13 protein-coding genes are annotated in these 15497 nt (G+C 64.3%); 5 read left to right on the top strand and 8 right to left on the bottom strand.

Going from position 1 to position 15497, the window contains the following annotated elements; genetic code table 11:
- Window positions 1–63: 63 nt before the first annotated feature.
- From dnaG to AC3FLX_RS04605, 4 genes are all read right to left on the bottom strand, one after another.
- Entirely contained in the window at window positions 64–1905 is a 1842-nt protein-coding gene (dnaG, locus tag AC3FLX_RS04620) for a DNA primase (RefSeq protein ID WP_488694280.1), read from the bottom strand.
- Between the two features lie 218 nt (window positions 1906–2123).
- A complete protein-coding gene (locus tag AC3FLX_RS04615; RefSeq protein ID WP_488694278.1) occupies window positions 2124–2573 on the bottom strand; it encodes a GatB/YqeY domain-containing protein in 450 nt (149 codons plus the stop codon).
- 96 nt (window positions 2574–2669) lie between these two features.
- Window positions 2670–2882 (bottom strand): 30S ribosomal protein S21, encoded by a 213-nt coding sequence (gene rpsU / locus AC3FLX_RS04610; protein ID WP_488694276.1) that lies wholly within the window; start codon window positions 2880–2882, stop codon window positions 2670–2672.
- A gap of 132 nt (window positions 2883–3014) precedes the next feature.
- Entirely contained in the window at window positions 3015–4250 is a 1236-nt protein-coding gene (locus AC3FLX_RS04605; RefSeq protein WP_488694274.1) for a BaiN/RdsA family NAD(P)/FAD-dependent oxidoreductase, read from the bottom strand.
- Window positions 4251–4397: 147 nt separating this feature from the next.
- Between AC3FLX_RS04605 and tsaD the strand changes: the two genes are divergently transcribed.
- Window positions 4398–5447 carry a tRNA (adenosine(37)-N6)-threonylcarbamoyltransferase complex transferase subunit TsaD gene (gene tsaD, locus AC3FLX_RS04600; protein WP_488694273.1) on the top strand — a complete coding sequence of 350 codons (1050 nt, stop codon included), beginning with the start codon at window positions 4398–4400 and terminating at the stop codon, window positions 5445–5447.
- Window positions 5448–5548: 101 nt separating this feature from the next.
- Window positions 5549–7564: an alkaline phosphatase D family protein gene (locus tag AC3FLX_RS04595; RefSeq protein ID WP_488694271.1), complete on the top strand. Its 2016-nt coding sequence runs from the start codon at window positions 5549–5551 to the stop codon at window positions 7562–7564.
- Window positions 7565–7625: 61 nt separating this feature from the next.
- Here the strand turns inward: AC3FLX_RS04595 and folE2 are convergent, their stop codons facing one another.
- The 4 genes from folE2 to AC3FLX_RS04575 form a co-directional block, all read right to left on the bottom strand.
- Complete coding sequence (gene folE2, locus AC3FLX_RS04590; protein WP_488694269.1) at window positions 7626–8429, bottom strand: GTP cyclohydrolase FolE2; 804 nt, start codon at window positions 8427–8429, stop codon at window positions 7626–7628.
- A 334-nt stretch (window positions 8430–8763) separates the two neighbouring features.
- Window positions 8764–10683, bottom strand: a complete 1920-nt coding sequence (gene dxs, locus AC3FLX_RS04585) for a 1-deoxy-D-xylulose-5-phosphate synthase (RefSeq protein WP_488694267.1) — start codon at window positions 10681–10683, stop codon at window positions 8764–8766.
- A gap of 44 nt (window positions 10684–10727) precedes the next feature.
- Window positions 10728–11612, bottom strand: coding sequence for a polyprenyl synthetase family protein (locus tag AC3FLX_RS04580; RefSeq protein ID WP_488694265.1), 885 nt, complete (start codon window positions 11610–11612; stop codon window positions 10728–10730).
- Window positions 11609–11911, bottom strand: a complete 303-nt coding sequence (locus AC3FLX_RS04575) for an exodeoxyribonuclease VII small subunit (protein WP_488694263.1) — start codon at window positions 11909–11911, stop codon at window positions 11609–11611. Before AC3FLX_RS04575 ends, AC3FLX_RS04580 begins: the two co-directional genes overlap by 4 nt.
- Window positions 11912–12333: 422 nt before the next feature.
- Between AC3FLX_RS04575 and AC3FLX_RS04570 the strand changes: the two genes are divergently transcribed.
- From AC3FLX_RS04570 to AC3FLX_RS04560, 3 genes are all read left to right on the top strand, one after another.
- Window positions 12334–13440: an aromatic ring-hydroxylating oxygenase subunit alpha gene (locus AC3FLX_RS04570; protein ID WP_488694261.1), complete on the top strand. Its 1107-nt coding sequence runs from the start codon at window positions 12334–12336 to the stop codon at window positions 13438–13440.
- A gap of 197 nt (window positions 13441–13637) precedes the next feature.
- A complete protein-coding gene (locus AC3FLX_RS04565; protein ID WP_488694260.1) occupies window positions 13638–14558 on the top strand; it encodes a DMT family transporter in 921 nt (306 codons plus the stop codon).
- A 68-nt stretch (window positions 14559–14626) separates the two neighbouring features.
- Window positions 14627–15487, top strand: a complete 861-nt coding sequence (locus tag AC3FLX_RS04560) for a sulfurtransferase (RefSeq protein ID WP_488694258.1) — start codon at window positions 14627–14629, stop codon at window positions 15485–15487.
- Window positions 15488–15497: the final 10 nt, after the last annotated feature.

Below are 15497 nucleotides of genomic sequence, written 5' to 3'. Positions count from 1 at the left end.
ATGTGCAACGGCTCAAGCCGAAAATCTTGTCTGCTGCGCTTGTTGTAATGTTCCGCGTGGCGCTTACTCGTCTTCCGCCGTGACGGGCCGCCAGCCCATCTGGCGCCGGCGCTGAACCTCAGGCATCAGCCAGCGGTAACGCGCCTTGTCGTCCTCATTGGCGGTGCCAGCCGCGATGGCCGCCAATAACATTTCCAGTTCACGCTGTAGCGGGTCAGCCAGCAGTTTGTGTATGGCGCCGTCGAATTCAAGTGTCGCAAGCGCCTCTTCCATATCTTCCTTCAGCACCGCGGCCCGCGCACTGGCATAGACATCGGCATAGGGCGTCTGCGCCAGCTGCTCATTGAAGGCCGCAAAATTCGTCGTTCCCTGAATACCGTCGCAGGCCGCCACAAGGTGCGCCAGAACCTCGGTCTCGGGGCGCTGGGGATCGAGCAGCAACGCGCGCGCGTCGTCGTCCAGCCGGGCCGCCAGCGTCGGGTAGCTCATCAGGAGCTGGATCACCTGCTGCTCCAGCCCCGTGGGTGCCTGGCGCCTGGCGCGCGGACGCGGTTGCGAAAAACGGCCAACACGCGACGAATCACTGCCCAGACCGCAAACCGCCTCGATCTCGGCCGGCGTCGTACCGGTAGCATCGGCAAGTTCGCGCACAATCTGTAGCCGCAGACCGCCGGCCGGCATGGCCTGGAGCAGCGGCTTGGCTTCGAACTGGGCGCGGGCGCGGCCTTCCGGCTGGCGCATGTCCTGTTCTTCCGTGACGATCTGAAGCAGGAAGCGCGACAGCGGCATGGCGTTCTGCACCTGGCGCGCAAAGGCGTCGGTGCCCTCTTCCCGCACGTAGCTGTCCGGGTCGTGCTCGGCAGGCAGGAACAGGAAACGGATGGTCTTGTTGTCGGCCACGTGGGGCAGGCAGGCTTCCAACGCCCGTCGGGCCGCGCGGCGGCCGGCGGCATCGCCATCGAACGAGAAGACCACGGCGTCGGTCTGGCGCAACAGCTTCTGGACGTGAATCGCCGTGCAGGCCGTTCCGAGCGTGGCCACCGCGTTGGCAAAGCCCAGCTGGGCCAGCGCCACGACGTCCATATAGCCTTCCACCACCAGCACGTAGCCATTCTCGCGGATGGCGTGGCGTGCTTCGAACAGACCGTAAAGCTCCGTTCCCTTGCTGAAGAGCGGCGTTTCGGGGGAGTTCAGGTATTTTGGCTCGCCCTGGCCCATCACGCGGCCGCCGAAACCGATCACGTTGCCCTTGGTATTGCGGATCGGGAACATGATCCGGTCACGGAATCGGTCATACCGGCGCGGCTTGCCATCGGCGTCGCGCTTGTCCTGCGATTCGATCAACAGCCCGTTCTCGACCAGCGGCCCGGCAATCGCATCGTCGCGGTAGTTGCCGAACACGGTCTCCAGGCCCTGCCAGTCGTCAGGCGCGTAGCCAAGTCCGAACTGGGCGGCAATCTCGCCGGTCAGGCCACGCCCCTTCAGGTACTGGATGGCCTGGGGCGCCCCGCGCAGCTGCTTCTTGTAGAAATCGGTGGCGCGCGTCATGGCGTCACTGAGCGCCACGGACCTCGCCTGTTGCTCCGCGCGCTGGGCAGGCGGCAGGCTGTTGCGTTCCTCGGGGACGGAAAGACCGACCGATTGCGCGAGTTCACGCACGGCATCGGGGTAGGACTGGCCCGAGTACTCCATCAGGAAGCCGATGGCCGACCCATGCGCCCCGCAACCGAAGCAGTGGTAGAACTGCTTGGTCGGCGACACCGTGAACGACGGCGACTTCTCGTTATGGAACGGGCAAAGCCCCATGAAGTTGGCGCCGCCCTTCTTCAGCTGCACGTACTTACCCACCACGTCGACAATGTCCACGCGGTTAAGCAGGTCCTGAATGAAGGATTGCGGAATCACCCGACTGACCGTCCTGATGCCAAGGCCTGCCGGACAGGCCGGCGGCCACTTTTCTGGAATGTGTGACCGGAACGTCGCCCGGCAGCTATCGAATCATTGTAGTGCAGCCGCAACGCGCTGCCGGACTTTGCCGACATCCACTGCCAAGTCCCGTCAACCGGGCAGCAATTTCACGCATCACGACTGCTAATCGTGCTTATATCTGATGCAACTGTCAATTATTTCGGTGCCAGCGCGGCCTTGACCAGACCGGACACGGCGGTCATGTCGGCACGGCCAGCCAGGCGCGCCTTGACCAGGCCCATGACCTTGCCCATGTCCTGCGGGCCGGTGGCGCCGGCTTCCGCCACGGCCTTCTGCACCTCGGCAGCCACTTCGGCGTCGGAAAGCTGCGCGGGCATGTAAGCCACCAGCACATCGACTTCCGCCTTTTCCTTGGCCACCAGGTCGTCGCGGCCGGCCTGTTCGAACTGGCTGATCGAGTCCTTGCGCTGCTTGATCATCTTGTCGATCACGGCGGTCACAGCGGCATCGTCCAGTTCCACGCGTTCGTCCACTTCGCGCTGCTTGATGGCGGCCAGCAGCAGGCGGATCGTGCCGAGACGGTCGGTTTCGCGGGCGCGCATGGCGGCCTTCATGTCGTCGTTGACGCGGGCTTTGAGGGACATGGCTATCTTCCAAAAAATGAGGCTACTGGGACCATAACGCAAAAACCCGCCGGAGCCTTTGCCCGTAGCGGGTTTCTTGCTGATGCGAAGCGATGTTCAGTACAGCTTCTTCGGCAGCAGCTGGCTGCGCAGGCGCTTGTGGTTGCGCTTGACGGCGGCGTCGCGCTTGCGCTTGCGTTCCGTGGTCGGCTTCTCGTAAAACTCGCGTGCGCGCAGTTCGGTGATCAGGCCATTCTTCTCGATCGTGCGCCTGAAGCGGCGCATGGCGACCTCAAACGGTTCATTTTCTTTCAGGCGAATCGCGGTCATTTGGCCAAAAAGGAAAGGAAGAAGAGCAAGATCGCGGGCCGGCGCTTAGCAGCCGTTTGCGAGAGCGCCGATTGTAGCGCAAGGCCTGTGACACTGCACATGGCGCGGCCCCGGCCCTGGCGGGCGTGCCGCCTACGCAACAACGCCGCGCGCAGCCTCCGCAACCGCCTCACCGGCGGCCACCGCGGACGCCCAGGCCCACTGGAAGTTGTACCCGCCCAGCCAGCCGGTCACGTCCACCACTTCGCCAATGAAGTACAGGCCGGGCACATCGCGGGCCATCATCGTGGCGGACGACAGCGCACGGGTATCCACCCCGCCAAGCGTGACCTCGGCCTTCTTGTACCCCTCGGTGCCGGACGGCACCAGGCGCCAGCGGCTAAGCGATTCGCCCAGCTGGCGCAGCGCCTTGTCCGGCATGTCCGCCACCGATTGCCCGCCCTGCAGCCCCGCGGCGGCACACCAGGCATCGGCCAGGCGCGACGGCAGCCGTTCGGCCAGCAGGTTGTTCAGGTGCTTGCGACTGCCTTTCTTGTGGCCGATCAACCAGGCTGCCGCATCCTCGCCATCGAACAGGTCGATCTCGATCGGCGTGCCCGGATGCCAGTAGCTGGAAATCTGCAGGACGGCCGGACCGGACAGGCCACGGTGGGTCCAGAGCAGGTCTTCCTTGAATCCGCCGGCCGTTTTGCCGTTGCCCGTGGCGATATCGACCTCCATCGACACCCCGGCCAGCGGCACAAACGGCTGCCAGGACTGGCCATCAAAGGTCAGCGGCACCAGGGCCGGCCGCGTCTCCGTGACCTTGAGCCCGAACTGGCGCGCAATGCGGTAGCCAAAATCCGTGGCGCCGATCTTCGGGATCGACAACCCACCTGTAGCCACCACCACGGCACCCGCGCGCACCGTGCCCTGGTTGGTCAGCAGCAGATAATCGTCGCCTTCCTTGCGGATCTCTTCGATCGTGCATCCGGTTTGCCAGTGCACGCTCCCGGCGTCACATTCGGCGCGCAACAGGTTGATGATGTCTTCCGCGCTGTCATTGCAGAACAGTTGGCCGCGATGTTTCTCATGCCAGCCGATGTCATAGCGGCGCAGCAGGCCGAGGAAATCCTGCGGCGTATAGCGGGCCAGCGCCGAGCGGCAGAAATGCGGGTTCGACGACAGATAGTTGGCCGGACCGGCCTGCAGGTTCGTGAAATTGCAGCGGCCGCCGCCAGAGATGCGGATCTTTTCCGCCAGCCGCGTGGCATGGTCGATCAACACCACGCGCGCGCCGCGCTGGCCGGCCACGGCGGCACACATCATGCCGGCCGCTCCCGCGCCCAGCACCGCCACGTCGAACCGGTCTTTCCTGCCTTGTGTCATGTCACCCTTTCAAGAAGCCGCGATTGTAGCGAATGGCGGGCGCCTGAGCGCGCCGGGTCAGGGTGTGCTACCCTGCTGGCCTTCCGTTTTTGCCGGCAAGATCACTGCAGTTGCAGTCCGAACCCGACCGGCCGCACCAGAATTCCCATGCTTGTCCTCGGTATCGAATCCTCCTGCGACGAAACCGGGCTGGCCCTTTATGACACCGGGGCCGGTCTGCTTGCGCATGCGCTGCATTCCCAGATCGCCATGCACCGCGAATATGGCGGCGTGGTGCCCGAGCTGGCCTCGCGCGACCACATCCGCCGCGTGCTGCCGCTGCTGCAGCAGGTGCTGACGGAAGCCGGACGCACGCGCGACGACATCGACGCCATCGCCTACACGCAAGGCCCCGGCCTGGCCGGCGCGCTGCTGGTGGGCGCATCGGTGGCCAACGCCCTGGGATTCGCGCTGAACGTGCCGATGGTAGGCGTGCACCACCTGGAAGGCCACTTGCTCTCGCCGCTGTTGACCGATGCCCCGCCGCCGTTCCCATTCGTGGCGCTGCTTGTGTCGGGCGGCCACACCCAGCTGATGGAAGTCAAAGGCATTGGCGACTACACGCTGCTGGGTGAGACGCTGGACGACGCCGCCGGCGAGGCGTTCGACAAGACCGCCAAGCTGCTGGGCCTGGGTTATCCGGGCGGCCCCGAGGTGTCGCGGCTGGCCGAATTCGGCAATCCCGGCGCATTCGATCTGCCGCGCCCGATGCTCCATTCGGGCAATCTAGATTTCTCGTTCGCAGGACTCAAGACGGCCGTGCTGACGCAGACGCGCAAACTCGGCAACGCCTGCGAACAGGACCGTGCCAACCTGGCGCGATCATTTGTCGATGCCATCGTCGACGTGCTGGCTGCCAAGTCGTTCAACGCCCTGAAGCAGACCGGCCACAAACGCCTGGTGGTGGCCGGCGGCGTTGGCGCCAACCGGCAGTTGCGCGAACGGCTCAACGAGATGGGCAAGCGGCGCAAGGTGGACGTGTTCTACCCCGATCTGGCGTTTTGTACCGACAACGGCGCGATGATCGCCTTTGCCGGGGCCATGCGATTGCAGGCCGCTCCCCAACTGGCGCGCCACGGCTACGACTACGGTGTCACGCCGCGCTGGGACCTTTCCGACATCCGCCTGCCCGACGCGGCGGATGCTCGGGCTTCGTAGGAAAGCTCTAATCGGGGCGGCATCCCGACACAAGGCGGTCACACGGTCGCCGAACAATTTGCGTTCTCCACATCACATCTCACAAAGAGAGGGAACGCCAGATGGATCGCCGCCAGTTTCTGAAATGGGGAAGTTTCGTCACCGTGACGGTGGCCACCACCGGCCTGGCCGGCTGCGGTGGCGATGACAACCCATCCACCACCCCCACCACGCCCGCCACCGACCCCGGCAACACATTCACGTTTCAGCAGGGCGTAGCCTCCGGCGATCCGAAACCCGACAGCGTCATGCTCTGGACGCGCGTCACCGGCAACAACGGCGGCAAGCCCGCCAACGTGCAGTTGCAGGTGTCGACGCAAGCGGACTTCAGCACGCTGATCGTCAACAGCACGCTGTCCGCGTTGCCGGACTGGGATTACACGCTGCGCAACAAGGTGACCGGCCTCGCCGCCAGCACCACCTACTACTACCGCTTCATCGTCGGCGGCCAGACCAGCCCGGTGGGCCGCACCAAGACCGCGCCGGCCGTTGGCACACCGCTATCGCAACTGAAGTTCGCGTTCATCACCTGCCAGGACTGGAGCGTCAATCACTGGGCCGGCATGGAAGAACTCGTCAAAGAGGATCTCGACTTCGTGGTCCATATGGGCGACTACATCTATGAGACCGTGGGCGCCGCGTTCCAGACCGGCAAGGTGGAGAGCCGCCACGCAAAGCTGACGTTACCCAACGGCACGGCCACCGCCGACGGTACGTATGCGACCACGATCGACGACTATCGCTACCTCTACAAGTCGTACCGCAGTGACCCGCGCCTGCAGGCATTGCACGCGCGCTTTCCGGTGATCGGCATCTGGGACGACCACGAATTCTCGGACGACTGCTGGCAGGACCATCAGACCTATACGGCCACCGACGATGCCAGTCCACGCACCGCACGCCGCCGCGCCGCAAATCAGGCATGGTTCGAATTCATGCCGGCCGATGTCAGCTTCGATCAGGCCGATGCGTCGTTCCAGAACATTCAGATCTATCGCTCGTTCACGTTTGGCAACCTGGCCACGCTCGTCATGACCGATGAGCGGCTGTACCGTGCCGACCACGTGATTCCGGAACAGGCTGCCGGAGGTGAGATCGGCAGCCGCTACTTCGTGCCGAAGGCCACGCTCGCCAACACCGAGGCGCTGAAGATGACCGGCGCGGCCGGTGCGCTGACGCCGGTGTCGATCCTCGGCGATAAACAGCGCGGCTGGTGGCAGCAGCAGATGCTCGGCGCCACGACCACGTGGAAGCTCTGGGGTAACGAAGTGTCGCTGCTGCGCATGCAGATCGATGGCGCGGCAGCGGTGGCATCGCTGCGGGCCGACGGTGTCATCGCGGCAGTCCCGGCGCTTGCCGCGCTCAAGCCCGATCTCGTGCTCGCCATCGCCTCGGACCTGACCGTCGCGAAGACCACCGGCACCTACAACGCGCCGGCCTTCACCTCGCTGCGCAACTACCTGGGCGGGCTGTCCGTGCCGGGCGCGCAGATCGACGGCATCGTAGCCGCCCTGACCGCCGCGCTGCCGCCCGAAATGCTGATCGACAAGTTCATTCTCAACGCCGACCAGTGGGATGGCTACAACGCCGAGCGCAAGGCGATGATGAGCTACCTGAAGGCGCAGAACATCGGCAACGTGGTGGCACTGACGGGAGATATCCACGCCTTCTTCGCCGGCCCGGTGATGGACGACTACGATGCAACGACGCCCGTGCCGGTGATGGTTGACCTGGTCACCGCCGGCCTGTCGAGCAATTCGTTCCAGAGCTATTTCAAGAGCGTGGTGGACAGCGATCCGGCATTTGCCGATGCGAAGGCGCTGGTCTATACGACCGACGGCAGCGGTGCGATGGTGAACACGTTCAACAGCACGCTGACGGCCTTCAATCCGTGGCTCAAGTATGTGAATACCGACGCGCAGGGTTACGCGGTGGTGACGCTGACGGCGTCAAAGCTGAGCTGCAGTTTCCACAGGCTCAAGCCTCTGGTGGACGGCGTGGCACCGGCGCAGCCGGCGACGGCGAGTGTCCAGGTGGTGGAGGTGGCGGCAGGTGTGCCGGCCGTGACGCTGGTTTGATGCGGCTACCTCGTGGCTGCCCCCTCTTCCGCACAACGGCAGAGGGGGCAAGAACCGCCCGTTACTGAACGCGCTTGTCGTGCTCGATCACCGCATACGCGCTGTGATTGTGGATCGATTCGAAGTTCTCGGCTTCCAGTGTGTACGCCACGATCCGCTCGTCCGCATTGAGTCGCATCGCGATGTCGCGCACCAAGTCTTCCACGAACTTCGGATTCTCGTAGGCGCGCTCGGTCACGAACTTCTCGTCGGGACGCTTGAGCAAACCCCACAGTTCGCACGACGCCTCTTCCTCGGCCATGCGCACCAGCGTTTCCACGTCCAGGTCGCCAGCCAGTTCCACCTGCATCGTGATGTGCGATCGCTGGTTGTGCGCGCCGTACTGCGAAATCTTCTTCGAGCACGGGCACAGGCTGGTCACCGGTACCAGCGCCGTCAGGAACAGCCGCGTGTGGCCGTCGCGCTTTTCGCCGGTCAGCGTCACTTCGTAGTCGAGCAGCGACTGCACGCCGGACACCGGCGCGGTCTTGTTGACGAAGTACGGGAATGTGACCTCGATGCGGCCGGCATCGGCCTCCAGGCGCACGAGCATGTCGTCCAGCAACGCGCGGAATCCGGCCAGGTCCAGCGGCGCGCGATGGTCTTCGAGCAGTGCCACGAAGCGCGACATGTGCGTGCCCTTCTGGTCGGCCGGCAAGCGTACGTCCATGTTGAACGTGCCGACGGTACCGACATCGCCCGACGGCGTCTTCAGTGTCAGCGGATATCGCACGCCTTTCACACCTACGCGCTGGATCACGATCTGGCGGGTATCGACGCTCGATTGCACGTCGGGCATGACAAAGGCGGGATTGATGTCATTCATCTACGGTTTCCTCCAGGACGCCATCAGAGGATGACAGCCGTCCTTACGGTCGCGGCGTTTTCGCAGGATTTCTCCACGCCGCGCAACGAGTGTGAAACGACGGGTCCAGGCAGAAAGCTATTGGGGGGCGCCGGCCCGCAGCTGCGAACACGAAAATGGGAATGGCGATTCTACGCAATATTGGAAAGAGCTGCCGTAGCTCCGCATAAATCCGCGCATTTTGTGCGGGCAATGCGTGAGCGATGCAGGTTCCTGCCATTTGCTGACAGTCAAAACAAAACCGGCGCGGAAATTCCGCGCCGGTTTTGCGATACAGCTTGCAGGCGTCAGGGCGTCAAGCCACGCGCGTTGCCACCTTGACCGGTTGATCGGCCAGATTGAAGCGGTCGCGCACCGAGCGTTCGATGCCCGCCGCATCCAGGCCGCACAGCGACAGCAGGTACGCCGGATCGCCATGATCGATGAACTTGTCGGGCAGGCCCAGCACAAGCGCCGGGGTCTCGATGCCAGCCTCGGCCAGTGCTTCGAGCACGGCGCTGCCAGCACCGCCCATCGTCGCGCCTTCTTCCACGGTCACCAGGTAGTCGTGGTTTGCGGCCAGCTGCTTGACCAGTTCCACGTCGAGCGGCTTCACGAAGCGCATGTTGGCCACGGTGGCGTCGAGCGATTCCGCAGCCGTCAGCGCCGGATGCAGCATCGAACCGAAGGCCAGGATCGCCACGCGCTGGCCAGCACGGGCCTGGCCTTCGCGGCGAATCTCGCCCTTGCCCACCGGCAGCGCGGTCAGCGTCGCCTCGGTCGCCACGCCAACGCCCGCGCCGCGCGGATAGCGCACGGCGGTCGGGCAATCCTGCTGGTGCGCGGTGGTCAGCAACTGGCGGCATTCCTGCTCGTCCGACGGCGTCATCACCATCATGTTCGGGATGCAGCGCAGGAACGGAATGTCATACGCACCGGCGTGCGTGGCACCGTCCGCGCCCACCAGACCAGCGCGGTCGAGTGCGAACACGACCGGCAGGTTCTGCAGCGCCACGTCGTGAATCAGTTGGTCGTAGCCGCGTTGCAGGAACGTCGAGTAGATCGCCACTACCGGCTTCAGGCCTTCGCAGGCCAGCCCGCCGGCAAACGTCACCGCGTGCTGCTCCGCAATGCCCACGTCGTAGTAGCGGTCCGGGTAGCGCTTCTCGAACTCCACCATGCCCGAGCCTTCGCGCATGGCCGGCGTCACGGCGACCAGGCGCTTGTCGGCGGCGGCCATATCGCACAGCCATTCGCCAAACACCTGCGTGTACGTCTTGCGCGACGGCTTGGCCGACGGACGGATGCCTTCGGCCGGATTGAACTTGCCCGGGCCGTGGTACAGGATCGGGTCGGCCTCGGCCAGCTTGTAGCCCTGGCCCTTCTTGGTCACGACGTGCAGGAACTGCGGGCCGTGGCCTTCCAGTGCGCGCTGGCGGATGTTCTGCAGCGTCGGTACCAGCGACTCCAGATCATGACCGTCGATCGGGCCGATGTAGTCGAAGCCGAATTCCTCGAACAGCGTGGCCGGTACGACCATGCCCTTGGCATGTTCTTCCAGCCGCTTGGCGAACTCCAGCACCGGCGGCGCCACCGACAGCACCTTTTCGATGCCCTTCTTCGTGGCCGCGTAGAACTGGCCGGACATCAGGCGCGCCAGATGCTTGTTCAGCATGCCCACCGGCGGGGAGATCGACATGTCGTTGTCGTTCAGCACCACCAGCAGCGGCAGATCCTTGTAGACACCGGCGTTGTTCATGGCTTCGAAGGCCATGCCGGCCGTCATCGCGCCATCGCCGATCACGGCGATACCCACGCGCTTGTGCCCCATCGTGCGAGCGCCGAGGGCCATGCCCAATGCCGCGGAGATCGAGGTCGACGAGTGGGCGGTGCCGAAGGTGTCGTATTCGCTTTCCGAGCGCCGTGGGAAGCCGGAGATACCACCGAACTGGCGCAGCGTCGACATGCGGTCGCGGCGGCCGGTCAGAATCTTGTGGGGGTAGCTCTGGTGACCCACGTCCCAGACCACGCGGTCGTTGGGCGTGTCGAACACGTAGTGCAGCGCAATGGTCAGCTCCACCGTGCCAAGGTTGGACGACAGGTGACCGCCGGTCTGCGAGACCGATTCCAGCACATAGGAGCGAAGTTCGTCGGCAAGCGTGCCGAGCTGGCGACGGTCCAGTTTGCGCAGGTCCGCAGGGTCGTCGATATTGTTGAGCAGAGTGTAGGTGGTCATGTTGTCCGTTCGGCCGCCGGATTCTTTGTGTCCGGCTTGTCAGTTCAGTTTGAGCGCAGCACGATCAGGTCGGCCAGTTCGGCCAGCCGGCCAGCGCGTGCGCCAAATCCCGCCAGCGCCTCGTGGGCGTCGGTGCGCAGCTGGGCAGCCAGCTCGCGTGCGGCATCCAGACCAAGCAGCGACACATAGGTCGGCTTGTCGTTGGCGGCATCTTTCCCGGCGGTCTTGCCGAGGGTTGCCGTGTCGGCAGTGACGTCGAGAATATCGTCGACGACCTGGAATGCCAATCCCACGGCCGCCGCATATTGATCAAGCGCCGCCAGACCGGCCGCGTCGATGCTTCCGCACAACGCTCCCATACGCACGCTGGCACGCAGCAGCGCGCCGGTCTTCATGCGATGCATGCCTTCCAGCGCGTCGCGGGTCATGGCCTGACCCACGTTCTGCAGGTCGATCGCCTGCCCGCCGCACATGCCCACCGACCCCGACGCCAGGGCCAGCTCGGCCACCAGCTTCAGGCGCGCTTCGGCGCCCAGGGCCGGCGTCTGCGCCAGCACGATGAACGCCTGCGTCTGCAGCGCATCGCCCACCAGCAGCGCCGTGGCCTCGTCGTAGGCCTTGTGGACCGTCGGCCGGCCGCGGCGCAGGTCGTCGTCGTCCATGCAAGGCATGTCGTCGTGGACCAGCGAATAGGCGTGAATCATCTCGACAGCGCACGCCGCGGCGTCGCAAGCCTCGGGTGTCGCACCCGCCACTTCGCCCGCGGCGTGAACCAGCAGCGGGCGCACCCGCTTGCCACCGCCGAGGACAGCATAGCGCATGGCTTCATGCAAGGTGTGTGGAATTGTGTCCGTGGACGGTAGTGCCGCGTCCAGGGCAGCCTCGGTCCGGGCGCCTTGCGCCCGCATCCAGGTAGCGAAATCACTCATTCGAATTCTGCGCCGTTGCTGTTGTTATCGGAACGTGATTCGCCGGCCAGCGGCTTCAGTGCATCACCTTCCAGTACCTTGACCTGCTGTGCCACCCGCTCCAGGCTTTGCTGGCAGTAGCGGACGAGTTCCGCGCCGCGACGGTATGCAGCCAGCGACGCTTCCAGCGGCAGTTCGCCGCTTTCCATGCTCGCCACCAGCGTCTCCAGCTCGGCCATTGCGGCCTCATAGGAAGCCGGCGGCGCGCTGGCGGCCGGCGTTTCTTCTGGCTGGACCGGGGCGGTCGTCGTTCTTGGCATGTCAGGCCTTGTTCAGGGGAATTCGCGATTTTACGCCAATCCGGGGCCAAGACGCAGAACAGTGTATTCATTTGCCGGATAACAGCCGCGCGACTGGTGCATATACACGCACTCCGTAACAGGGAAGTGACGTGTGCGCCCGGGTCGTCTTTCGGAATGCGCCCGAAGGGGCACCTCCGTGACGACCCGGGTCGACTTTTTCGCTAAAAACCCAAAAAAATCAGTCCCTTAATTTTTCGGCTCGGGTACAATCCCCGGCTCGTCAGCGAGTTCCGATCCGTTGCGTCCAGGACGCATTTCCCCGCCTTCCAGACTGGGGAACCGGTACCGGTTTCGCTCGTCTGACACGGTTTCCCAAATCGATTCCTATTTCGATGGTTGGGTTGTTCACTGCTTTCGCCTGTTCATAGGGAGTGGGGATAATGTCCAATCTCAGCACCGCGCTCAAACTTGCGCCGGCTGAATCGCAGTTGCCCGTCGATGTCTACTTTGACGAGGCGCTGCATCAACAAGAACTCGAACTGCTGTTCAAGAAGGGCCCCGGCTACGTCGGCCATTCGCTGATGGTGCCGGAGTCTGGTGACTTCCAGACGCTGGCCGCCGAGGACGAAGGCCGCGTGCTGGTGCGCAATCCGGACGGTATCGAGCTGCTTTCCAATGTCTGCCGCCATCGCCAGGCCATCATGATGAATGGCCGGGGCAACGCCACGAACATCGTCTGCCCGCTGCACCGCTGGACCTACAACCTGCAGGGCGAACTGCTCGGTGCGCCGCATTTTGCGGAGCAACCGTGCGTGCGCCTGAACCGGTCGCCGCTGCAGAACTGGAACGGCATGCTGTTCGAAGGCGAGCGCGACGTCCGCGCCGACCTGGCGCGCATGGGCGTGGCCGACGACCTGAACTTCGACGGCTACATGCTCGACCATGTGGAAGTCCACGAGTGCGACTACAACTGGAAGACCTTTATCGAGGTCTATCTGGAGGACTACCACGTCGTGCCCTTCCACCCCGGCCTGGGCAGCTTCGTATCGTGCGACGACCTCAAATGGGAGTTCGGCGAACAATACAGCGTGCAGACCGTCGGCCTGCACAAGGGCCTGCAGCGCCCGGGCAGCCAGACGTACCAGAAGTGGCATGACGAAGTGTTGCGCTTCAACAACGGTAAGCTGCCGAAGCATGGCGCGATCTGGCTGACCTACTACCCCAACATCATGGTGGAGTGGTATCCGAACGTGCTCTGCATCTCGACGCTGCACCCGATTGGGCCGCGCAAGACCCGCAATGTCGTGGAGTTCTACTATCCCGAGGAAATCGTGCTGTTCGAGCGCGAATTCGTCGAGGCCGAGCGCGCCGCCTACATGGAAACGTGCATCGAGGACGACGAGATTGCGGAGCGCATGGATGCCGGCCGCCTGGCGCTGATGAAGCGCGGCATCAGTGAAACCGGCCCGTACCAGTCGCCGATGGAAGACGGCATGCAGCACTTCCACGAGTGGTACCGGCAGGCGATGGGCTACAACAAGCGCTGAACGTTCGCAATACCGGGGCCGCCCCGTGCGGTGATCGCCCGCCATCTGTGGACAAGACGAAACGGACCGTGAAAACGGTCCGTTTTGCATTGGAGCGACGCCCGGTGCACTGATAGAATCACCGACTTAATCGTTGCATCATCAACGGTTTTTCTTCAGTCCCGCCTCTCTTTCACCCGCCCTCACCCGCTTTCGCCATGCAATCGCTCTGGATGTTGTTTGCCGCCTTCGCATTTTCATTGATGGGGGTGGGAGTCAAACTGGCGTCCGAGCTGTACACCACGGGCGAAATCGTCTTCTACCGCAGCCTGATCGGCGTGACGATCATGTGGATTCTGCTGCGGTCGCACGGGGTTTCGGTGCGCACGCCGCACATGGTCACCCATATCAAGCGCAGCATCTTCGGCGTGACCGCGCTGCTGCTCTGGTTCACGTCGATCACGCTGCTGCCGCTGGCCACGGCCATGACGCTCAACTACATGTCGCCGGTCTGGATCGCGCTGATTCTGGGAGCCGGCGCGGCGCTGGCGGGCACCGCGGGCGCGGCTGACAAGAAACTCATCGGCGCGATTCTGCTGTCGTTCGCGGGCGTGATCTGCCTGCTGCAACCGTCGGTGGGCAAGGACCAGCTCGCAGGCGGCATGATCGGCCTGGTCTCCGGCGTGTTCACGGCGCTGGCCTATGTGGAAGTGCGCCAGCTCGGCCAGCTTGGCGAACCGGAAGGCCGCATCGTGTTCTATTTCTCGGGTGTGGGCCTGGTCTGCGGCCTGGTCTGGATGCTCATTACCGGTGTCAGCACACACACCTGGTACGGCGCGGGGCTGCTGCTGGCAATCGGCATCCTGGCCACCTTGGGGCAGACGTCGATGACGCGCGCCTACAAGCGTGGCAATACGCTGCTGACCGCCAACCTGCAGTACGCGGGGATCGTGTTTTCCAGCCTGTGGGGCATCCTGGTATGGAATGACAAGCTCAACTGGATCTCATGGCTGGGCATGGGGCTGATCGTGGCCAGCGGCATCGCCACCACGCTGACGCGCGCCCGCGATACCGACAAGCACCCGACGCCGGCCACGCCGGTGAAATCGCCCGAAGCGGAAGTGCATCCCGAAGTCTGAAGCAAAGCCCGCTTCCGTTGCGGTGTAGCATTGGTGACCGACTCCCACTCACCCGAGACAGGTTCTTCATGCCATCACCGCTGATCACCGCCACCGAACTCAATGCGTTGCGCAACCAGGGCAAGCAGGTCATCGTCATCGACTGCTCGTTCGATCTGACCAACCCAGCCGCTGGCCGGGAGATGTACCAGCAGGGCCATATTCCTGGCGCCAGCTACCTGCATCTGGACAACGAGCTGTCGGGGCCGAAGACCGGCGTCAACGGCCGGCACCCGCTGCCCGACCCCGACCTGTTCGTGACACGGTTGCGCGCGCTCGGCACCAACGACGATGCCTTTGTAGTCGCGTACGACGCCCAGGGCAGCATGTACGCTGCCCGTCTCTGGTGGCTGATGCGTTGGGTCGGCCACGGCGCGGTGGCCGTGCTCGATGGTGGCAAAGCTGCGTGGGTGGCAGCCGGCCTGCAGCTGGAACCAGGCACGACGCCCGATCCGGAATCCGGCGGCAACCTGACGCGCCGCGCATCGCTGGTCCGCACCGTCGACGCGGCCGCGCTGGTGGATAACCTCGATCAGCGCTCGCTGCTGGTGGTCGATGCCCGCGCGGCTGACCGCTTCCGCGGCGAGAACGAAACGCTCGACCCGGTCGGCGGCCACATCCCCGGCGCGGCCAATCGCTTCTTCAAGGACAACCTGACCGCGGACGGCCGCTTCAAGCCTGCCGATCAGCTACGCGCCGAGTTTGCCCAGGTGTTCAACGGCAAGGCCCCGGCCGATACGGTCATGCAATGCGGCTCGGGCGTGACGGCCTGCCACAATCTTCTGGCGCTGGAAGTTGCCGGTCTGACCGACGCGGCACTGTATCCGGGATCGTGGAGCGAATGGTGCGCCGACCCGAAGCGCCCGGTGGCAACCGGTAGCGGCACGTAACGATAAAACC

It is taken from the genome of Cupriavidus sp. 291-E7, assembly GCF_057798835.1.
The sequence above is the reverse complement of the archived record's forward strand: the minus strand, read 5'-3'. Positions and strand labels throughout refer to the sequence as shown.

What these genes read in the sequence shown, in the direction of transcription:
- AC3FLX_RS04615 (WP_488694278.1), bottom strand. Translation starts at nt 2,573, where the DNA reads ATGTCCCTCAAAGCCCGCGTCAACGACGACATGAAGGCCGCCATGCGC.
- rpsU (WP_488694276.1), bottom strand. Translation starts at nt 2,882, where the DNA reads ATGACCGCGATTCGCCTGAAAGAAAATGAACCGTTTGAGGTCGCCATG.
- AC3FLX_RS04605 (WP_488694274.1), bottom strand. Translation starts at nt 4,250, where the DNA reads ATGACACAAGGCAGGAAAGACCGGTTCGACGTGGCGGTGCTGGGCGCG.
- tsaD (WP_488694273.1), top strand. Translation starts at nt 4,398, where the DNA reads ATGCTTGTCCTCGGTATCGAATCCTCCTGCGACGAAACCGGGCTGGCC.
- AC3FLX_RS04595 (WP_488694271.1), top strand. Translation starts at nt 5,549, where the DNA reads ATGGATCGCCGCCAGTTTCTGAAATGGGGAAGTTTCGTCACCGTGACG.
- folE2 (WP_488694269.1), bottom strand. Translation starts at nt 8,429, where the DNA reads ATGAATGACATCAATCCCGCCTTTGTCATGCCCGACGTGCAATCGAGC.
- dxs (WP_488694267.1), bottom strand. Translation starts at nt 10,683, where the DNA reads ATGACCACCTACACTCTGCTCAACAATATCGACGACCCTGCGGACCTG.
- AC3FLX_RS04580 (WP_488694265.1), bottom strand. Translation starts at nt 11,612, where the DNA reads ATGAGTGATTTCGCTACCTGGATGCGGGCGCAAGGCGCCCGGACCGAG.
- AC3FLX_RS04575 (WP_488694263.1), bottom strand. Translation starts at nt 11,911, where the DNA reads ATGCCAAGAACGACGACCGCCCCGGTCCAGCCAGAAGAAACGCCGGCC.
- AC3FLX_RS04570 (WP_488694261.1), top strand. Translation starts at nt 12,334, where the DNA reads ATGTCCAATCTCAGCACCGCGCTCAAACTTGCGCCGGCTGAATCGCAG.
- AC3FLX_RS04565 (WP_488694260.1), top strand. Translation starts at nt 13,638, where the DNA reads ATGCAATCGCTCTGGATGTTGTTTGCCGCCTTCGCATTTTCATTGATG.
- AC3FLX_RS04560 (WP_488694258.1), top strand. Translation starts at nt 14,627, where the DNA reads ATGCCATCACCGCTGATCACCGCCACCGAACTCAATGCGTTGCGCAAC.